The organism is Actinomycetospora sp. C-140 (assembly GCF_054796175.1).
This window is the reverse complement of sequence record NZ_JBTWNF010000007.1, coordinates 165,594-181,210: the sequence shown is the minus strand read 5'-3', so window position 1 is coordinate 181,210 and position 15,617 is coordinate 165,594. Positions and strand designations below refer to the sequence as shown.

Sequence of the window (15,617 nt, the reverse complement as noted above, 5' to 3'; positions counted from 1 at the left end):
ACTGCTCACGTGCGCGGAGCGCACCGTGAGGGTCCTGGCCGCCATGAGCGGCGGCGTCGACTCGGCGGTGGCGGCGGCACGGCTGCGCGACGCCGGGCACGACGTCACCGGCGTGCACCTCGCGCTGTCGGCGAAGCCCGCGACGATGCGCGAGGGCGCGCGCGGCTGCTGCTCGGTCGAGGACTCGCGCGACGCCCGGCGCTGCGCCGACCTCCTCGACATCCCGTTCTACGTCTGGGACATGGCCGCGCGGTTCCGCGACGACGTCGTCGAGCCCTTCGTCGCCGAGTACGCCGCCGGCCGCACGCCCAACCCCTGCCTGCGCTGCAACGAGAAGATCAAGTTCTCGGCGGTGCTCGAGCGGGCGCGGGCGCTCGGCTTCGACGCCGTCGGGACGGGGCACTACGCGCGGCTTTCCGCCGGCGGCGAGCTCCGCCGGGCCGCCGACCCCGACAAGGACCAGTCCTACGTCCTCGGCGTCCTGCGCCCCGACCAGCTCTCCGGGGCGATCTTCCCGCTCGGGGACTCGCCCAAGACCGGGGTCCGCGCCGAGGCCGCGGAGCGCGGGCTCGTCGTGGCCGAGAAGCCCGACAGCCACGACATCTGCTTCATCCCGTCCGGCGACACCCGCGGCTTCCTGGGCGCGCGGATCGACGACGCTCCGGGGGAGATGGTCGACACCGCCGGCGAGGTCGTCGGCCACCACCGCGGTGTCCACGACTTCACCGTCGGCCAGCGCCACGGCCTCGGCCTCGCGCGCCCCGCCCCCGACGGCCGGCCGCGGTACGTGCTCGGCCTCGAGCCGGTGAGCCGGACCGTGCGCGTGGGGCCGGCGGAGGAGCTCGACGTGACGGTGCTGCACTGCTCCGACCCGGTGTGGCTGGGCGAGGTCCCGACCGACTGCGTGGTGCAGGTCCGCGCCCACGGCGGGCTCTCGCCGGCGGCGGTCCGGGTGGTCGACGACGGCGTCGAGGTCGCGCTCGCCGAGCCCCTGCGGGGCGTCGCGCCGGGGCAGGCGGCGGTGTTCTACCGGCCGGACGCCGACGGCGACGTCGTCCTCGGCAGCGCGACCATCGCGTCGACGTCACGCTGATCAGGAGCGCGTGGTCCACGCGTTCGGGCGTGCTGGCGTGGATGAGGTACTCGTGATCTCGGACGGCTCGGGCCCGTGTGATCACCAGTGCGAAAAGCACCGTATGGGGGTGGACGAGGTGCTCCTCGCACTGCTGATCTCTGCGGTGGCCGGTCGACGCGATGTCACGGGCGCCCGGCATGCGTCTGGCGTTCGAGGGACGCCCTCGCTGCGTTCGGCGCAGCGAAGGACGCCCTCGGTCCCGGGTCGGAGCGCGGCGCGGTGCGCACGGCGGCGAGGCTCGTGATCGCCTCGAGCCCGCCGCCCGACGTCGGTGATCCTCAACTGTCTAGCGCCCGGAGTAGAATCGGTCGCACGATGACAAGCAACTGCATCGGGTGCGGCCGCGAGATCCCTGCGGAGCGCACCGAGCTGGGATACACCTACTGCACGGCCCCGGCCTGCCAGGCGCGGTACCGCCAGGGCCCGACGGTCACCGCGGTGGCCGTCAACAAGAGCGGCGACGCGTACCGGGTCGCCGAGCCCGAGGACATCGCCGCGCGGGCGGCGGCGGGCGAGTTCGCCACCAAGAACACCGGGCTCGGGACGGTCCACCAGGACACGCCGAGGGTCCCGGCCCAGCGCCGGCCCAAGGCCCGACCCACCCGGACGACGCGGCCGGCGACCCCGACCTGGACCCCGGCCCAGGAGAACATCGTCCGGCTCTACGCCGACATGGGCCTCTCGCCGCGCCAGATCGCCGCGCGGGCCCGCGAGAACACGCCGCGCCTCGGCGTGACCGAGAACCTCGCGGTCCGCATCCTGTCGGCCCCGCGCCGCTAGCCTCCGGGGCCATGGGCTTCGAGGCGGAGAACATCCGCGACTGGCAGGGCAAGGCCGTCGTCGACCCGACCGGCGGGAAGATCGGCGATCTCGAGGCGATCTACGTCGACACGCTCTCCGACGAGCCCGCGTTCGCGACGGTCGTCGTCGGCATCATCGGACGCCGGCGCCTCGCGTTCGTGCCGCTGGCGGGGGCGACGGTGGCGCCCGACCACGTGCGGGTGACCGTCGCGAAGGACCTCGCCAAGCACGCGCCGTCGATCGACACCGACGGCGAGCTGGCGGCGGACGACGAGCCCGCGGTGTTCGAGCACTACGGGCTCCCCACCGCGACGCCCGGCGGTGCGCGCCGGCTCGCGCGGCGCTGAGACATGCCGATCCGCGTCGAGGACGACGCCACCGACCCGCGCGTCACCGTCCTGACCATCGACCGTCCCGAGGCCCGCAACGCTCTCGACCCCGAGCACCAGGCGGCCCTCGGCGACGCCGTGTTCGCGTTCGAGTCGGACGACACCAAGCTGGTCGCCGTGCTCACCGGCGCCGGAGACACGACGTTCTCGGCCGGCGCCGACCTCAAGCGCCTCATCCCCACCTACCGCCACCGCGTGCGAGCCGGCGAGGACCCGCCGTGGAACTTCGGCGGCTTCACCGCGACCGACCGCGCCAAGCCGCTGATCGCCGCGGTCAACGGGCACGCCCTGGCCGGCGGGCTCGAGATGGCGCTCGCCTGCGACATCCGCCTCTGCTCGCAGAACGCGACGTTCGGCCTCGCCGAGACCAAGTGGGCGATCATCCCCGGCGCCGGCGGGACCGTGCGGCTCCCGCGTGCCGTGCCGCTCGGGCTGGCGATGGAGATGATCCTCTCCGGCGAGCCGATCGACGCCGCCGAGGCGCACCGGGTCGGGCTGGTCAACCGCGTCGTCCCGCTCCGGGAGCTGCTGCCGCGAGCGCTGGAGCTCGCCCGCTCGATCGCCGACCGGGGCCCGCTCGCCGTCCGCGAGGCCCGCGCCCGCGTCCTCGACGGCCTCGGGCTCGAGCACGACGAGGCGATGGCCCGGGAGCACGCCGCGTTCCTGCGGGTCATGCGCACCGAGGACGCCGAGGAGGGCCCGGCGGCGTTCGCGGAGAAGCGCCCGCCGCGGTACGAGGGCCGGTGAGGGACCGGGGCGGCCTACTGGCTGGTATCCCTCGCTGAGCGAGTGATACGAGCCAGTAGCCGCCGACCCCGGACGCGCAGGCCGCCGATCAGGGCGGTGACGACCAGGCGCAGCGGGCTCGTCGTGGTCCGGGGCGCCTCGCCGGTCCGCGCGGCCTCGTCGACGGCCGTGGCGAACTGCTCGAACATCCGGCGCGACACGTCACCGGCCAGCGCGCGCCCGAACTGCGCGACGCGACCGGAGAGGTGGACGTCGGCGTCGGCCCACAGCGTCGTCCCGCCCTCGGGCGAGGGGTCGGCCGCCAGCCGGATCACCGCCTGCGTCGACGACCCGCCCCGGTCCGCGCCCTGGGCGAGCACGCGCATCCGTCGGCCCGACGCGTCCCGTTCCTCGACCTGTGCCAGGCCCTCGAACCGCAACGACACCGGCCCGAGCGCGACGACCGCGCGCCCGCGGTAGCGGTCGTCGCCGAGGTCCTCGGTCATCTCCGCGCCGGGCAGGCAGGCGACGAGCCGGGAGACGTCCGCGAGCACCGCCCACACGTCGTCGACGGGCGAGGTCAGGCCGCTGCGGACGTCGACCGTCACCGTCGGCGGGCCGGCCGGCACCGTGACCGTCTCGATCGAGCGGGTGGATTTCCTGTCGTCTGACGCCAGCGTGGACGCCACGCTGGCACTCCCCGAGCGCCCGACCAGCGCCGGCGGCACGGCGGCGCGGGGCGGGGGGAGGCCGTCGGGGCGGGTGCGGGCCTGGTCGGCCACGTCGGCGACGGCGGCGAGGATCCCGCGGTAGCCCGTGCACCGGCAGAGCACCCCGGACATGTCCTCGGGCAGCGTCGCCTCGTCGTAGGTGCCGCCGGCGAGCAGGTCGTAGGCGCTCATCAGCATCCCCGGGGTGCAGAAGCCGCACTGCAAGGCGTGGTGGTGGGCGAACGCCTGCTGCAGCGGGTGCTGGTCGTCGGCGGCGCCGAGCCCCTCGACGGTCGTGAGCACCGCACCCTCGCACTGCACCGCGAACAGCAGGCAGGCGCGCACGGCCTCGCCGTCGAGCAGCACCGTGCACATCCCGCACACGCCGTGCTCGCAGCCGACGTGGGTGCCGGTGAGCCCGAGGTGGTCGCGCAGGACGTCGGACAGGGTGGTGCGCGGCGACACGGCGACCGTGACGGCGCGCCCGTTGACGGTCACGGAGACCTCGGCGGTGGCGTCGGCGTCTACGAACACGCGGCCTCCCGGTGCGCCCGGGCCAGCTCCCGCGCCGCGAGCACGCCGAGCAGCCGGGCGCGGTAGCCACGCGAGCCGTGGGCGTCGCCGTCGGTGTCGACGATCTCGCGCGCCAAGGCGTCGGTGAGCTCGCGCAGCCCGGCCTCGCTCGGGTCGTCGACCGTCAGCTCCCGGACCACGGGACGGGCGGAGACCCCGAACGCGGCGAGCGTCGCCGCGCCGTCGCGGACCCGCACCGCCACCCCCGCCAGCGCGAAGTCCCCGTGCCGGCGGGCGATCTCGGCGAACCCGAAGCCGTCGCCGGCGCGGGCGACCGGGAAGCGCACCGCCGTCACCAGCTCGTCGGGGCCCACCGCCGTCGTCATGGGGCCGGTGACGAACTCCCGCGCGCCGATCTCCCGCGATCCCCGCGGCCCGCGGACCACCACGGTCGCGCCCAGGCACGCGGCGACCGCGGGCAGCTCGGCGGCCGGGTCGGCGTGCGCGAGGCTGCCGCACACCGTGCCGCGACTGCGCAGCTCGCGGTGCCCGACGAAGGGCATCGCCCGGCCGATCAGGGGGACCGAGGCGACCTCCGCGGACCGCTCGAGCCCACGCTGCCGGACGGCCGCGCCGACGTGCAGCTCCCCCTCGGAGAGGACCAGCGAGGACAGCCCCGGCAGCCGCGTGATGTCCACCAGCGTGGCGGGCCGCCCCAGGCGCATCGCCAGCACGGGCACCAGCGACTGCCCGCCGGCGAGCACCTTCGCGTCGCCGCCGGCCAGCACGTCCACCGCCTCGTCGACGGTGTCGGGGCGGCAGTAGGCGAACGGCGCGGCCTTCATCGCCCGGTGAACTCGGGCTTGCGCTTCTCCCCGAACGCCGCGACGCCCTCGGCGAAGTCGTGGCTCGAGCGCAGCATCGCGTAGGCCTTCCGCTCCAGCTCGATGCCGGAGTACAGGGGCGCGTCGACACCCCGGTCGAGCACCTCCTTCGCGGCACGCAGGGCCAGCGGCGAGAAGCCCAGCATCGTCGTCACGAGCGCCTCGGTCGCCGCGTCGAGGGCCTCGCGGTCGGGGTGCAGCTCGGCGACCACGCCCCAGTCGGCGGCCTCCTGCCCCGTCATGCGCCGGGCGGTCATGACGTGGTGCTTGGCGCGCGAGATCCCGATCAGGCGCGCGAGCCGCTGCGTCCCGCCGGAGCCGGGGATCATGCCGAGGTTCATCTCGGGCAGCGCGAAGCGGCTGCGCTCGGTGGCGAGCCGGATGTCGCAGGACAGGACGAGCTCGAGGCCCACGCCGAACGCGTAGCCGTCGACGGCGACGATCACCGGCTTGGGGCTGCGCGAGGGCGCGGTCACGTCGTGGCCGAGGTCGGTGAAGTCGATCGGCTCGACCTCCATGAACCCGGCGATGTCCCCGCCCGAGGAGAAGTGCTCGCCGTCGGAGCGGATGACGACGACCTGCACGGCCGGGTCGCGGTCGATCTCGGCGAAGCGCTCGGCCATGAGCCGCCGCATCTCCCAGGTGATCACGGTGTACCGGCCGTGGGACAGCGTCACATCCGCGACCCGCCCGTCGTGCGACCGCTCGAGCCGGACCTCGCCGCCGGTCAGTGCCATGGGAACCCTTCGTCGTGGTCGGTATGTGAGCGAACTTTGGGGCTATAGCCCCAAAGTTCGCTCACGTAGGAGGTCGTGGAGCACGGAACCGTGCAGGGGCAGGGAGGTGACGGGGACGCCGGCGGGGGCCAGGGCGTCGGCGACGGCGTTGGCGTAGGCCACCGGCAGGCTCATCGAGCTGCCCTCGCCGCAGCCCTTGGCGCCGAGCGGGGTCAGCGGCGAGGGCGACGAGACGTGGTCGCTCACCAGCTCGAACGCCGTCTCCGCGCTGGTCGGGCACAGGTAGTCGAGGAACGTCGCCGACGTCGGCTGGCCCGCGGGGGAGTAGCGGAACTCCTCGTACGCCGCGCCGCCGAGCCCGTGCACCAGGGCCCCGAGCACCTGCCCCTCGAGCAGCACCGGGTCGAGGATCGTGCCGGCGTCGTGGACGGTCGCGACCCGGTCGAGGGTGACCTCCAGGGTCGAGGCGTCGATCCGCACCCCCACCATCTCGGCCACGAACCCGTAGCAGAGCGACGAGTTGATCCGGTCGTCCGCGGTCGCCGCGACGGCCTCGGGCGGCACGAACTCGCCCTCGGTCGCGAGCCGCGCCGGTGCCCCGGCCGGCAGCGCGCCCGGGTCCCAGTGCACGACGCCCGCCGCGTGCCGGAAGAGGCACGACGCGCCGGACGACGGGTCGCGCACCGAGCCGTCCGCGAGCTCGAGACCGGACGCGTCGACCCCCAGCAGCACCGAGGCCCCGGCGCGCACCGTCTCCGCCAGCCGGTCCACCGCCGCGATCACGGCGCTCGTCACCAGCGGCGCGAAGCGCGACGAGTAACTGCCCGACGTCACCGTCCAGGGCGTCGAGGCCGTGTCCATGTCGACGGTCGCGCGGACCTGCGAGACCGGCAGCCCCAACCGCGCGGCCGCCACCTTCCGCGCCACCGTCGCGTGCCCCTGCCCCTGGGGCACCGACCCGAGCAGCACCGTCACGACGCCCTGGAGGTCGACCGACGCGCGCACGATCTCCGTCGAGCCCGACTTGTCGCGGCCGGGCTTGCGGTCGGCGGCCGGCGTCGCGAGCCCCACGTAGCCGATGTTGGTGCCTGACGGGTCGACGACGAGCGCCAGCCCGACGCCGTAGTACGCCCCGTCGGCCCGGGCCAGCGACTGGCGCGTCCGCAGCTCGTCGTAGCCGCCCTTCGCGAGCAGCAGGTCCAGCGCCCCCGTGTAGTCGCCGGAGTCGTAGAGCCCCCCGGTCGGCGTGCGGTGGGGGAAGGAGCGCACGAGGTTGCGCCGGCGGACCTCGACGACGTCCAGACCGGTCCGGTCGGCGACGGCGTCCATCAGCCGCTCGAGCCCGAAGTAGAGCTGCTGGCCGCCGAAGCCCCGGTTGAGACCGGTCGGGGCCCGGTTGGTGACGACGGCGCGGGCGCGGATCGCGACGGCGGGCACGTCGTAGGCCCCGGTGATGTTGCCGAAGCAGCGGTAGAGCGTGCTCGGCTCGGGCGGGCGCAGGTAGGCGCCGACGTCGTCGACGAGGTCGACGCGCAGGGCGTCGACCGTCCCGTCGGCACGGACCGCCGCCGAGAACGTCATCACCCGCCCGGCTCCCGACGAGCTGGACAGCAGGTGCTCGACGCGGTCCTCGGCCCAGCGCACCGGCCGGCCCGCGTGCCGCGAGGCCAGCGCCATGAGCACCACGTACGGGTAGATGCCGGACTTGATGCCGAAGCTGCCGCCGATGTCGGCCGGCACGTGCAGCCGCAGCCGGGATACCGGCACCCCGAGGGCCCCGGCGACGACGGGGACCATCGTGAACGGGCCGTGGAAGTTGGCCCACACCTCGACGGTGTCGACACCCCAGTGCGCCACGACGCCGTAGCACTCCATCGGCACCGACGAGTAGCGCGGGAAGGTGTACTCGCCGCGCACGACGTGGTCGGCGTGCTCGAAGGCGTCGTCGACCGGCCCGAACGAGAACGTGCGGTCGGTGGCGACGTTCGTGCCCGCGTCGGGGTGCAGGAGGACCGCGTCGGGCTCCAGCGCCGACCGCGTGTCGACGACGACGTCGAGCGGCTCGTAGTCGATCGCCACCAGCTCGCAGGCGTCCTCGGCCACGTAGCGGTCGGTCGCGACGACGACGGCGACGGGCTCGCCGACGTAGCGCGCGGTGTCGGTCGCGGACGGCAGGTAGGGCATCGGCGTCGTGGTCGACAGCGGGAACGGCCGCACGGCCGCACGTACCTCGTCGGGCCCGATCACCGCCGCCACGCCGGGGTGCGCGCGGGCGGCCTCGAGGTCCGCCGCGCGGATCCGCGCGTGCGGGTGCGGGCTGCGCACGACCGCCGCGACCAGCGTGCCGGGCAGCGGGTCGAGGTCGTCGACGAACCGCCCGGCGCCCGCCACGAGCGCCGCGTCCTCGTCGCGTGCGGGCACCCAGGTCACGGCGCCTCCCGACGCGACCGGAGGGCACCGGCGCCCGACACGGCGGCGGTGTCGGCGAGCGCCGTGTAGTCCCCGCCGACGAGCACCCGGCGCAGGGTCTTGCCGACCGCGGAGCGGGGCACGGCGTCGATCGCGATCACGCGCTTCGGCCGGCGCAGCGACGGCAGCCGGTCGCGCGCCCAGGACGCGGCGCCCCGCACGGCGTCCGCCGGCGCGACCCCGGCACCGGGCACGACGAACGCCGTCACCGCCTGCCCCCAGCGCTCGTCGGGCAGCCCCACGACGACGACGTCGGCGACCGCCGGGCAGAACGCGAGGGCGGCCTCGATCTCGTCGGGGTAGACGTTCTCGCCGCCCGTGTTGATCATGTCGTCGACGCGGCCGCTGACCCAGAGGTCGCCGTCGTCGTCGGCCACGGCGAGGTCGCCGGTGAAGTACCAGCCCCCGCGCACGGCCTTCGCGGTCGCGTCCGGCCGCAGCCAGTAGCCCCCGAACGCCTCCGGGCTCGCCATCGACACGGCGACCTGGCCCTGCTCGCCCGCCGCGACCTCGTCGTCGGGTCCCGCGCCGGGGGACGGGTCGACCAGGCGCACGCGGCTGAACATCCCCGCCCGCCCCGCGCACCCCGGCTTCGCGGCGACGTCCGGGCCGATCGTGAACGTGTAGATCTCGGTGGAGCCGAAGTGGTTGACGAACGCCTCCGGCGCGACGGCCTCGACCAGCCGTTCGGCCAGCGCCGGCGCCATCGGCGCGCCCGCGTAGGCGAGCCGCCGCACCCCGCCCAGGGCCGACGGCGCGGCCTCGCGCAGCAGGGTCCAGAACATCGTCGGCACGAGGTAGAGCGACGTGACCCGCTCGCGCGCGATCAGCTCGGCCGCCTCCGCGGCGTCGAACCGGGCCTGCGGCACCCACGTCCCGCCCGCCAGGACGGTGGCCAGCAGCGTCCGCACGCCCATCGTGTGGAACAGGGGCATGACGCCGAGGACGACGTCGCCCGGGCGCTGACCCGTCTGCACGAGGTGTGCGACGGCCGCGGCGTGCTCGGCGCGGTGGGTGCGCGGCACGCCCTTCGGTCGCCCGGTGGTGCCGGAGGTGTAGAGCATGACGCTGACGTCGTCGGGGCCGGGCGGGTCCGACGGTGCGGTGTCCGGCGTGTCCAGGGCCCGTCGTTCGAGGTCGGGCAGGTCGAGGTGGGTCACCGGGCGGACGCGCTCGTCGCCCAGCGCCGTCGCGGTCGCCTCGGCGGTCGCGGGCTCGCTGACCACCAGCGCGGGCGCCGCGTCGGCCAGGCAGTGCGCCAGTTCGGGCGGGCCGAACCGCGGCGACAGCGGTGTCGCGACGGCGCCGAGACGCTGGGCCGCGAGGTGCAGCGACGCCGCCGGCTCGCCGCCGACCAGCACGAGCGCGACCCGGTCGCCGCGGCGCACCCCGAGACCGCGCAGGGCGTGCGCGAGGCGGGCGGTGCGGGCGTCCCACTGCGCGTAGGTCATCGGGGCCGGCCCGCCGACGGCCCGGCGGGCGGGGAAGCGTTCGACCGCCCACGTCCACGCCGTCGCGAGGTCCATCCGGTGCCGCCTCCCGATCATGCTCCGCCGCATACGGTCTGTTTCGGACGGTATGGCACGGACACTCGACGGGCAAGAGTGGGTACGCTCCGTGCCCGTGGCCGACCGGCTCTCCCCGACCTCCTACGTCGTGCTCGGCACGATCGCGCTGCGGGGCCCGTCGACGTCCTACGACCTCAAGCGGGCGGTCGGGCGCTCCATCGGCTACTTCTGGCACTTCCCGCACGCGCAGCTCTACTCCGAACCGCAACGGCTGGCCGAGCTCGGTCTGCTGGAGGCCGAGACCGAGCCGGAGGGCCGGCGCCGGCGCACGTTCCGGCTCACCGACGCCGGGCGCGCGGAGCTGACGTCGTGGCTCGCGGAGCCCACGCCCGAGCACTTCCAGATGCGCGACATCGCCGAGCTCAAGCTGTTCTTCAACGAGGTCGCCGAGCCCGGCGACGTCGAGCGGCTGGCGCGCGAGCAGATCGCCGCCCACCGCGAGCGCATCGCGGTCTACGAGGACATGCAGGCGCGCTACGCCGACCTCGACGCCGTCGCCAAGCGGATGATCACCCTGCGGCTGGGGCTGGAGATGGAGCACGCCGCGCTGCGGTTCTGGACGGCGCTGCTGGAGGAGGTCTCCTAGGTCATCCCGGACGCCGCGAGCGGGTCGTAGCCCGGGATGCGGAACAGGTCCTGGAGCTGGCGGCGGCGCACCCCGATGTTGCTGCCCTCGATGATCGGGTAGGCCAGCGCCTCGTTCAGGTACTCGACGATCGGGAAGCGCTCGTCGTACGACGTGACGCCGACGAGCTTCACGAGGTCGTTGATCACGTCCACGCCGGTCTCGGAGCCGAAGACCTTGGAGTGCAGGGCCAGCTCGGGCGCCGAGGGGTGCTGGGCGAGCACGGCGTCGAGCGCGCGCCAGGCCAGCAGCCGGGTGGCCTCGATCTTCCCCTTGGCGTCGGCGAGGACGTCGGACACCGCCTGGTGGTCGATGATCGGCGTCGGGCCCCCGCGCGTCTCGGTGGTGGCGAAGCGCAGCGCGACATCGAACGCGCCCCGCATCGCGGCGACGGCGAAGATGCCGATCGAGGCGCCGCTGGGCAGGAAGGCGTTGCGGGTCAGGGCGGCGCCCTGGCCCTCGGCGCCGAGCAGGTTCGCCTTCGGCACGCGGACGTCGTGCAGGCGCACGCGCGAGGTCAGGCAGCCGCGCAGGCCGGGCAGGTCGTAGTGCTCCTCGACCTCGAGGTGCCCGGCGAGGTGCTCGCGTTCGGCGACGATCAGCGAGATGCCGCCCGGTGCCCGGCACACGATGGTCATGAGGTCCGGGCCGTCACCGTCCCACCCCGACAGGTGCGACGCCCACGCCTTGCGCCCGGTGATGACGTAGTGGTCGCCGTCGGGCTGCGCGGTCGTCCGCGTGCCGGTCGGGCTGTCGAAGTTCGCGCTGCCCTCGGGCTCGCTGTAGGCCATCGCCGCCAGCGGTGCCCCGGAGTCCGCGAGGAACGGTGCGACGAAGCGCGCGACCTGCTCCGGGGTGCCGGCCTCGTAGACCGGCGCGAGCGCGATGAGCGGGCCGGCCATTGAGATCGTGAAGTCGGGGCTGTGCACCGCCCACTCCTCGACGAAGATCGCCGCGTCGACCCCGTTCGACGCCGCGCCGCCGACCGGGGCCGGGATGAGGCCCTTGAGGAAGCCCTGCCCGACGGCCTTCTCGAACACCGGGCGCGCGAGCAGGGCCCGGGTCAGGGGGTCCGGCTCGGCACGCACCGCGGCGGCGAGGTCGCGCAGGTGCTCCTCGGCGAACGCGCGGGCGGCGGCCTTGAGCCCTTCTTGCTCGGGGCTCAGCAGGAACGACACGGTCATGCCGCCGAGCCTGGCCCGCTCGGCCGGCGCCGTCCCGGCTCCCCGTGCACCGGACCGTGCCGTGCGTGCACCCGCGCTACGGGCGCATCTCCCGCGGCGAGACCCCGAACCGGCGCCGGAACGCGCGGGCGAACGCCGTCGGGTCGTCGAAGCCGTGCGCGTGGGCGAGCGCGGTGACGGTGGCCGGCGTGCCGGAAGCCAGCATCGCCGCGCACCGCTCGAGGCGACGGCGGCGCACCGTCGCGGCGAACGACTCGCCGGTGCCCGCGAAGAGGTGGTGCAGGGTGCGTGGCGAGATCGCGAAGCGCCGGCACACGCCGGCGACGGTGAGGTCGCGGTCGCCGAGGTGGCGCTCGACGTGGGCCAGGATGGCGGCGCGGCTGACGCCGGCGCGGATCGCCGGGTCGGCCGTGTCGGCCGTGCGGTCCCCGGTCGCCGCCGCCACCGCCGTCGCGAAGGACTCGGCGAGCTCATCCGCTGCGGGGTCGGCGGTGTCGAGCGACCACAGCGCGGGCATCAGCGCGGCCACCGCGGCCCCGGCGCCCGTGGCGGCGACGGCCCGGCCGAGCCGCGGCCGGCGCCCGTGCAGCTTCGCGTCGAGGTCGCCGTGCGGGACGCGGAACGACAGCATCTGCCAGGGCCGGTCCAGCTCGAAGAAGTAGGGCTGCGCGGTGTCGACGACGACGATCTCGCCGGGCCCCACGACGCTCGTGTCCTCGCCGACGGTGGTGACGCAGCGCCCGGTCAGCTGCAGGTTGACGAAGTAGTACGCGCCGTCGGTGCGGGCCACCTCGCGCGGGCCGTGGTCGGTGCGCTGGGGGCGGGAGCGCAGCCGCGCGCGGTTGAGGCCCGCGAGCGCCCGGGTCTCGACCTTCGCCGCGAACCCCGCCTCGTCGGTGGTGCGGTGCGGGGTGAGCGGGACGAAGGCCTGGCAGATGACCTCGTGCCAGTACGAGAACTGCTCGCGCGCCGGCAGCGTCGCGATGTCCCAGACCGCCACCGTCCCGACGGTAGCCCCGCGCCCGTCCCCGCGGAACGGTGTCGGACCCGCCCGGCACACTGCGGGCATGACGACGGCGGACGGGGACGACGCGGACCTGGTGGCCGGGGAACCGCGCAGGGTGCTGCGCCGGGCCCTGTCCCACCTGTCCACGCAGCGCCGCGACGACGGGTCGCTGGAGCTGCTGGGCGACGTGCCGCCGGAGCTCGCCGACCCGCTGGTGCGTGCCATGGGGCGCATCGGCGAGGAGCTGGCGGCCGACGACGAGCGTCGCGGTGAGGTGCCCCGCAGCGGCGGGCGGTTGCAGGCCGACGCCTTCCTCGCCCTGCTGCTGCGGGTCACCGACACGCCCCCGGACCGGGCCTAGGCCTCCCGGCTCAGGCCTGGCGCGCCTTCCACCGCGGGTTCTGCTTGTTGATCACCAAGACCTTGCCGTGCCGGCGCACGACGCGGGATCCCGGCTTCTGCTTGAGGGCCTTCAGTGACGCGCGGACCTTCATGGAGTCCTCCTCACCCCGCCCGACGTCGTGACGCCGGGCATCACATCCTCTCCCCGGCCGCCCGCAGGCGGGCCACGACGGCGTCGATGCCCTCGCGGTCGACCGTCTTGATCCCCTTCGCGGACAGCCGCAGGCGGACGTGCCGCCCGAGGCTCGGCGCCCAGTACCGGCGGTCCTGCACGTTCACGCCGAAGCGGCGCGGCGTGCGGACGTGCGAGTGCGCGACGTTCTTCCCCGACCCGGGCGAGCGCCCGGTCAGCTGGCAGCGTCGGCTCATGGTCACCCCTTCCCGGGCGCCGAGGAGTACGGCAGCAGCGCCATCTCCCGGGCGGTCTTGATCGCTGCGGCCACCTGGCGCTGCTGCTGGCCGGTCAGGCCCGTCACCCGGCGGGAACGGATCTTCCCGCGGTCGGACAGGAACGTGCGCAGGAGCGCGGTGTCGGTCCAGTCCACGCTCGTGATCCGGCGCTGGTGCAGCGGGTTGACCTTGCGGCGGGCCGGCCGCGGCGAGCGCGCGGGGCTCACCGCTCCTCGCGGAAGTCGACGTGCCGGCCCACGCGGGCGTCGTACTTGCGCAGCACGAGCCGGTCGGGGTCGTTGCGGCGGTTCTTGCGGGTCACGTACGTCGTGCCGGTCCCGGCCGTCGAGCGCAGCTTGACGATCGGTCGGATGTCGTTGCGGGCCACCTGTTCCCCTCGTTGTTGAGAATGATTATCGTTCACGATAACGCCGACGGAGGGAGCCTTATGCCGGAGGGTCCGGAGACCGGGCTGACGCTGGTGAGCGGTGCCGACCGGGTCGCGACGGCCGCGCTGGCCGCCGGGATGCGGCGGCACGGGGCCGTGCTCGTCGCCCACGACCTGCGGGAGCTGGGCGAGGGTGTGGTGCACCGGCGGGTCGTCGAGGACGACGGCGAGCACGACGCGGTCCTCGAGCTCGCGCACGGGTGCGTGTCCTGCACCCTGCGGGAGGACCTGCTGCCGCTGCTCGTGTGGCTGGCGCGCGATCCCGAGGTCGGTGAGGTCGTGCTGCTGCTCGACCCGGGCATGGAGCCCGAGGCGGTGTGCGAGGCGCTGCACGCCCTGGTCCCCGAGGGTGCCGCGGGGCCGGTGACCGACCTGCTCGCGCTGCGCGGCGTGGTGACGGTGCTCGAGGCGGCGCGCTGGCTGGACGACGCGGGTGGCGACGACGCCCTCGCCGAGCGCGGCCTGGGGCTCACCGCGGACGACGAGCGGACCGTGGCCCAGATGGTCGTCGGGTCGGCTGAGCTGGCCGATGTCCTCGTGGTCGCGGGACGGTGCCCCACGCCGTGGGACCGGGTCCGGCTCGAGGCCGTGCTCGACCGGCTCGCGCCGCGCGCGGTGCGGCTGAGCGCCGAGGACGCCCTCGCCCCCGAGCTCGCCGCGGACCTCGGCGTGGAGATCGTCGAACGCCTCGCGACGCTCCCGCGCGGGGCCCGCCGCGGAGTGCCCGAGGACGCGCACACCCCGCTGCTGCGGGGGCAGCCGCCGCTGACGCGCGACGCCGGGGTGTCGCTGCTGCACGTCGGGCACCGCCGCCCGTTCCACCCCGAACGGCTGCACGCCGCGATCGACGTGCTCCTGCACGGCACCGTCCGGGCCCGCGGCCGCGTGTGGGTGGCCTCGCAGCCCGAGCACGTGCTCTGGCTCGAGTCCGCGGGCGGTGCCCTGCAGATCGGCCTGGCCGGCACCTGGCTCGCCGCCGACCCGCAGGCCTGGGACGACGCCGAGGACGAACGGCGCGCGGCCGCGTCCCTGAGCTGGGACGAGCGCTTCGGCGACCGCGAACAGCAGGTCGTGGTGCTCGTCCACGACGCCGACCCCACGGGCATCGTCGAGGCGCTCGACGCCGCACTGCTCACCGACGCCGAGCTGGCCCTCGGCGAGGACGCGTGGCGCCGCTTCCCCGACCCGTTCGAGCACCGCCACGTCGACCCGTGCGAGGACGTCCCCGACGAGGCGCGGCAGGCGCGGGACCGGGGGGAGGCATGAGCACCCCCACCGGCTTCACGGCCGTCTACTGCGGCACCCCGGCGTGCCCGCACCACCAGCACCCGGCGCCGGACGGTGACGTCGTCGGGGAGGCCCTGCGCGGCGCGGTGCGGCGGTGCCCGCACGGGCTGCTCGTGCGCGCACCCTGCCTCGCCGCGGCGGCGTGCGGGCAGGGCACCGCGCCGCACGGGGCGGGCGGGCTCGTGCTCGTCCAGCCGTGCGACCACGAGCGCACGCCGACCGGCCCGGCCGTCGTCGCCGGCCCGCTGCACGAACGGGCGGACGTCGACGATCTCTGCGACTGGCTGGCCGGCGGCGTCGAGCACCCGCCGCCGTCGCACCTGCGCGCGGGCTGATGTCGCCC

The 15,617-nt window shown here is 75.2% G+C and carries 19 protein-coding genes; 8 read left to right on the top strand and 11 right to left on the bottom strand.

Annotated features, from left to right (window positions below):
- Positions 1-25 precede the first annotated feature (25 nt).
- The 4 genes from mnmA to ACR9E3_RS14120 all read left to right on the top strand — a co-directional run bounded on the left by mnmA (position 26) and on the right by ACR9E3_RS14120 (position 3,072).
- Entirely contained in the window at positions 26-1,093 is a 1,068-nt protein-coding gene (gene mnmA, locus ACR9E3_RS14135) for a tRNA 2-thiouridine(34) synthase MnmA (RefSeq protein ID WP_460380928.1), read from the top strand.
- 357 nt (positions 1,094-1,450) lie between these two features.
- Positions 1,451-1,915: a hypothetical protein gene (locus tag ACR9E3_RS14130; RefSeq protein WP_460380927.1), complete on the top strand. Its 465-nt coding sequence runs from the start codon at positions 1,451-1,453 to the stop codon at positions 1,913-1,915.
- 11 nt (positions 1,916-1,926) lie between these two features.
- Entirely contained in the window at positions 1,927-2,283 is a 357-nt protein-coding gene (locus ACR9E3_RS14125) for a PRC-barrel domain-containing protein (RefSeq protein WP_460380926.1), read from the top strand.
- Between the two features lie 3 nt (positions 2,284-2,286).
- Positions 2,287-3,072: an enoyl-CoA hydratase/isomerase family protein gene (locus tag ACR9E3_RS14120; protein WP_460380925.1), complete on the top strand. Its 786-nt coding sequence runs from the start codon at positions 2,287-2,289 to the stop codon at positions 3,070-3,072.
- A gap of 14 nt (positions 3,073-3,086) precedes the next feature.
- Here the strand turns inward: ACR9E3_RS14120 and ACR9E3_RS14115 are convergent, their stop codons facing one another.
- The 5 genes from ACR9E3_RS14115 to ACR9E3_RS14095 are packed head-to-tail and all read right to left on the bottom strand — an operon-like array spanning position 3,087 to position 9,890.
- Positions 3,087-4,295 carry a xanthine dehydrogenase family Fe-S subunit gene (locus ACR9E3_RS14115; protein WP_460380924.1) on the bottom strand — a complete coding sequence of 403 codons (1,209 nt, stop codon included), beginning with the start codon at positions 4,293-4,295 and terminating at the stop codon, positions 3,087-3,089.
- Positions 4,286-5,119 carry an FAD binding domain-containing protein gene (locus tag ACR9E3_RS14110; RefSeq protein ID WP_460380923.1) on the bottom strand — a complete coding sequence of 278 codons (834 nt, stop codon included), beginning with the start codon at positions 5,117-5,119 and terminating at the stop codon, positions 4,286-4,288. Before ACR9E3_RS14110 ends, ACR9E3_RS14115 begins: the two co-directional genes overlap by 10 nt.
- Positions 5,116-5,895, bottom strand: coding sequence for an enoyl-CoA hydratase/isomerase family protein (locus ACR9E3_RS14105; RefSeq protein WP_460380922.1), 780 nt, complete (start codon positions 5,893-5,895; stop codon positions 5,116-5,118). The genes ACR9E3_RS14110 and ACR9E3_RS14105 overlap by 4 nt, the downstream gene beginning before the upstream one ends.
- A gap of 42 nt (positions 5,896-5,937) precedes the next feature.
- Positions 5,938-8,325, bottom strand: a complete 2,388-nt coding sequence (locus ACR9E3_RS14100) for a xanthine dehydrogenase family protein molybdopterin-binding subunit (protein WP_460380921.1) — start codon at positions 8,323-8,325, stop codon at positions 5,938-5,940.
- Positions 8,322-9,890, bottom strand: a complete 1,569-nt coding sequence (locus ACR9E3_RS14095) for a class I adenylate-forming enzyme family protein (RefSeq protein WP_460380920.1) — start codon at positions 9,888-9,890, stop codon at positions 8,322-8,324. Before ACR9E3_RS14095 ends, ACR9E3_RS14100 begins: the two co-directional genes overlap by 4 nt.
- A 97-nt stretch (positions 9,891-9,987) precedes the next feature.
- On the opposite strand from ACR9E3_RS14095, the gene ACR9E3_RS14090 reads away from it, so the two are divergent.
- Positions 9,988-10,518, top strand: coding sequence for a PadR family transcriptional regulator (locus tag ACR9E3_RS14090; protein ID WP_460380919.1), 531 nt, complete (start codon positions 9,988-9,990; stop codon positions 10,516-10,518).
- Here the strand turns inward: ACR9E3_RS14090 and ACR9E3_RS14085 are convergent.
- On the bottom strand, positions 10,515-11,741 hold the full coding sequence (locus ACR9E3_RS14085) for an acyl-CoA dehydrogenase family protein (protein ID WP_460380918.1): 1,227 nt from the start codon (positions 11,739-11,741) through the stop codon (positions 10,515-10,517). The two genes, ACR9E3_RS14090 and ACR9E3_RS14085, sit on opposite strands and share 4 nt — an antisense overlap.
- 76 nt (positions 11,742-11,817) lie before the next feature.
- Entirely contained in the window at positions 11,818-12,741 is a 924-nt protein-coding gene (locus ACR9E3_RS14080; RefSeq protein ID WP_460380917.1) for a helix-turn-helix domain-containing protein, read from the bottom strand.
- Between the two features lie 67 nt (positions 12,742-12,808).
- On the opposite strand from ACR9E3_RS14080, the gene ACR9E3_RS14075 reads away from it, so the two are divergent.
- Positions 12,809-13,108 (top strand): hypothetical protein, encoded by a 300-nt coding sequence (locus tag ACR9E3_RS14075; RefSeq protein ID WP_460380916.1) that lies wholly within the window; start codon positions 12,809-12,811, stop codon positions 13,106-13,108.
- A gap of 10 nt (positions 13,109-13,118) precedes the next feature.
- Here the strand turns inward: ACR9E3_RS14075 and ykgO are convergent, their stop codons facing one another.
- The 4 genes from ykgO to rpmG are packed head-to-tail and all read right to left on the bottom strand — an operon-like array spanning position 13,119 to position 13,927.
- On the bottom strand, positions 13,119-13,241 hold the full coding sequence (ykgO, locus tag ACR9E3_RS14070; RefSeq protein ID WP_460380915.1) for a type B 50S ribosomal protein L36: 123 nt from the start codon (positions 13,239-13,241) through the stop codon (positions 13,119-13,121).
- 40 nt (positions 13,242-13,281) lie between these two features.
- Positions 13,282-13,518, bottom strand: coding sequence for a 50S ribosomal protein L28 (gene rpmB, locus ACR9E3_RS14065; RefSeq protein ID WP_460380914.1), 237 nt, complete (start codon positions 13,516-13,518; stop codon positions 13,282-13,284).
- Between the two features lie 2 nt (positions 13,519-13,520).
- A complete protein-coding gene (gene rpsR, locus ACR9E3_RS14060) occupies positions 13,521-13,766 on the bottom strand; it encodes a 30S ribosomal protein S18 (RefSeq protein ID WP_460380913.1) in 246 nt (81 codons plus the stop codon).
- The gene (gene rpmG, locus ACR9E3_RS14055) at positions 13,763-13,927 is read right to left on the bottom strand and encodes a 50S ribosomal protein L33 (protein ID WP_337712131.1); all 165 of its coding nucleotides are present in this window, start codon (positions 13,925-13,927) and stop codon (positions 13,763-13,765) included. The genes rpsR and rpmG overlap by 4 nt, the downstream gene beginning before the upstream one ends.
- A gap of 60 nt (positions 13,928-13,987) precedes the next feature.
- Between rpmG and mrf the strand changes: the two genes are divergently transcribed.
- Complete coding sequence (gene mrf / locus ACR9E3_RS14050) at positions 13,988-15,253, top strand: ribosome hibernation factor-recruiting GTPase MRF (RefSeq protein WP_460380911.1); 1,266 nt, start codon at positions 13,988-13,990, stop codon at positions 15,251-15,253.
- Positions 15,250-15,609 carry a hypothetical protein gene (locus ACR9E3_RS14045; protein WP_460380909.1) on the top strand — a complete coding sequence of 120 codons (360 nt, stop codon included), beginning with the start codon at positions 15,250-15,252 and terminating at the stop codon, positions 15,607-15,609. The genes mrf and ACR9E3_RS14045 overlap by 4 nt, the downstream gene beginning before the upstream one ends.
- The last annotated feature ends 8 nt before the right edge of the window (positions 15,610-15,617 follow it).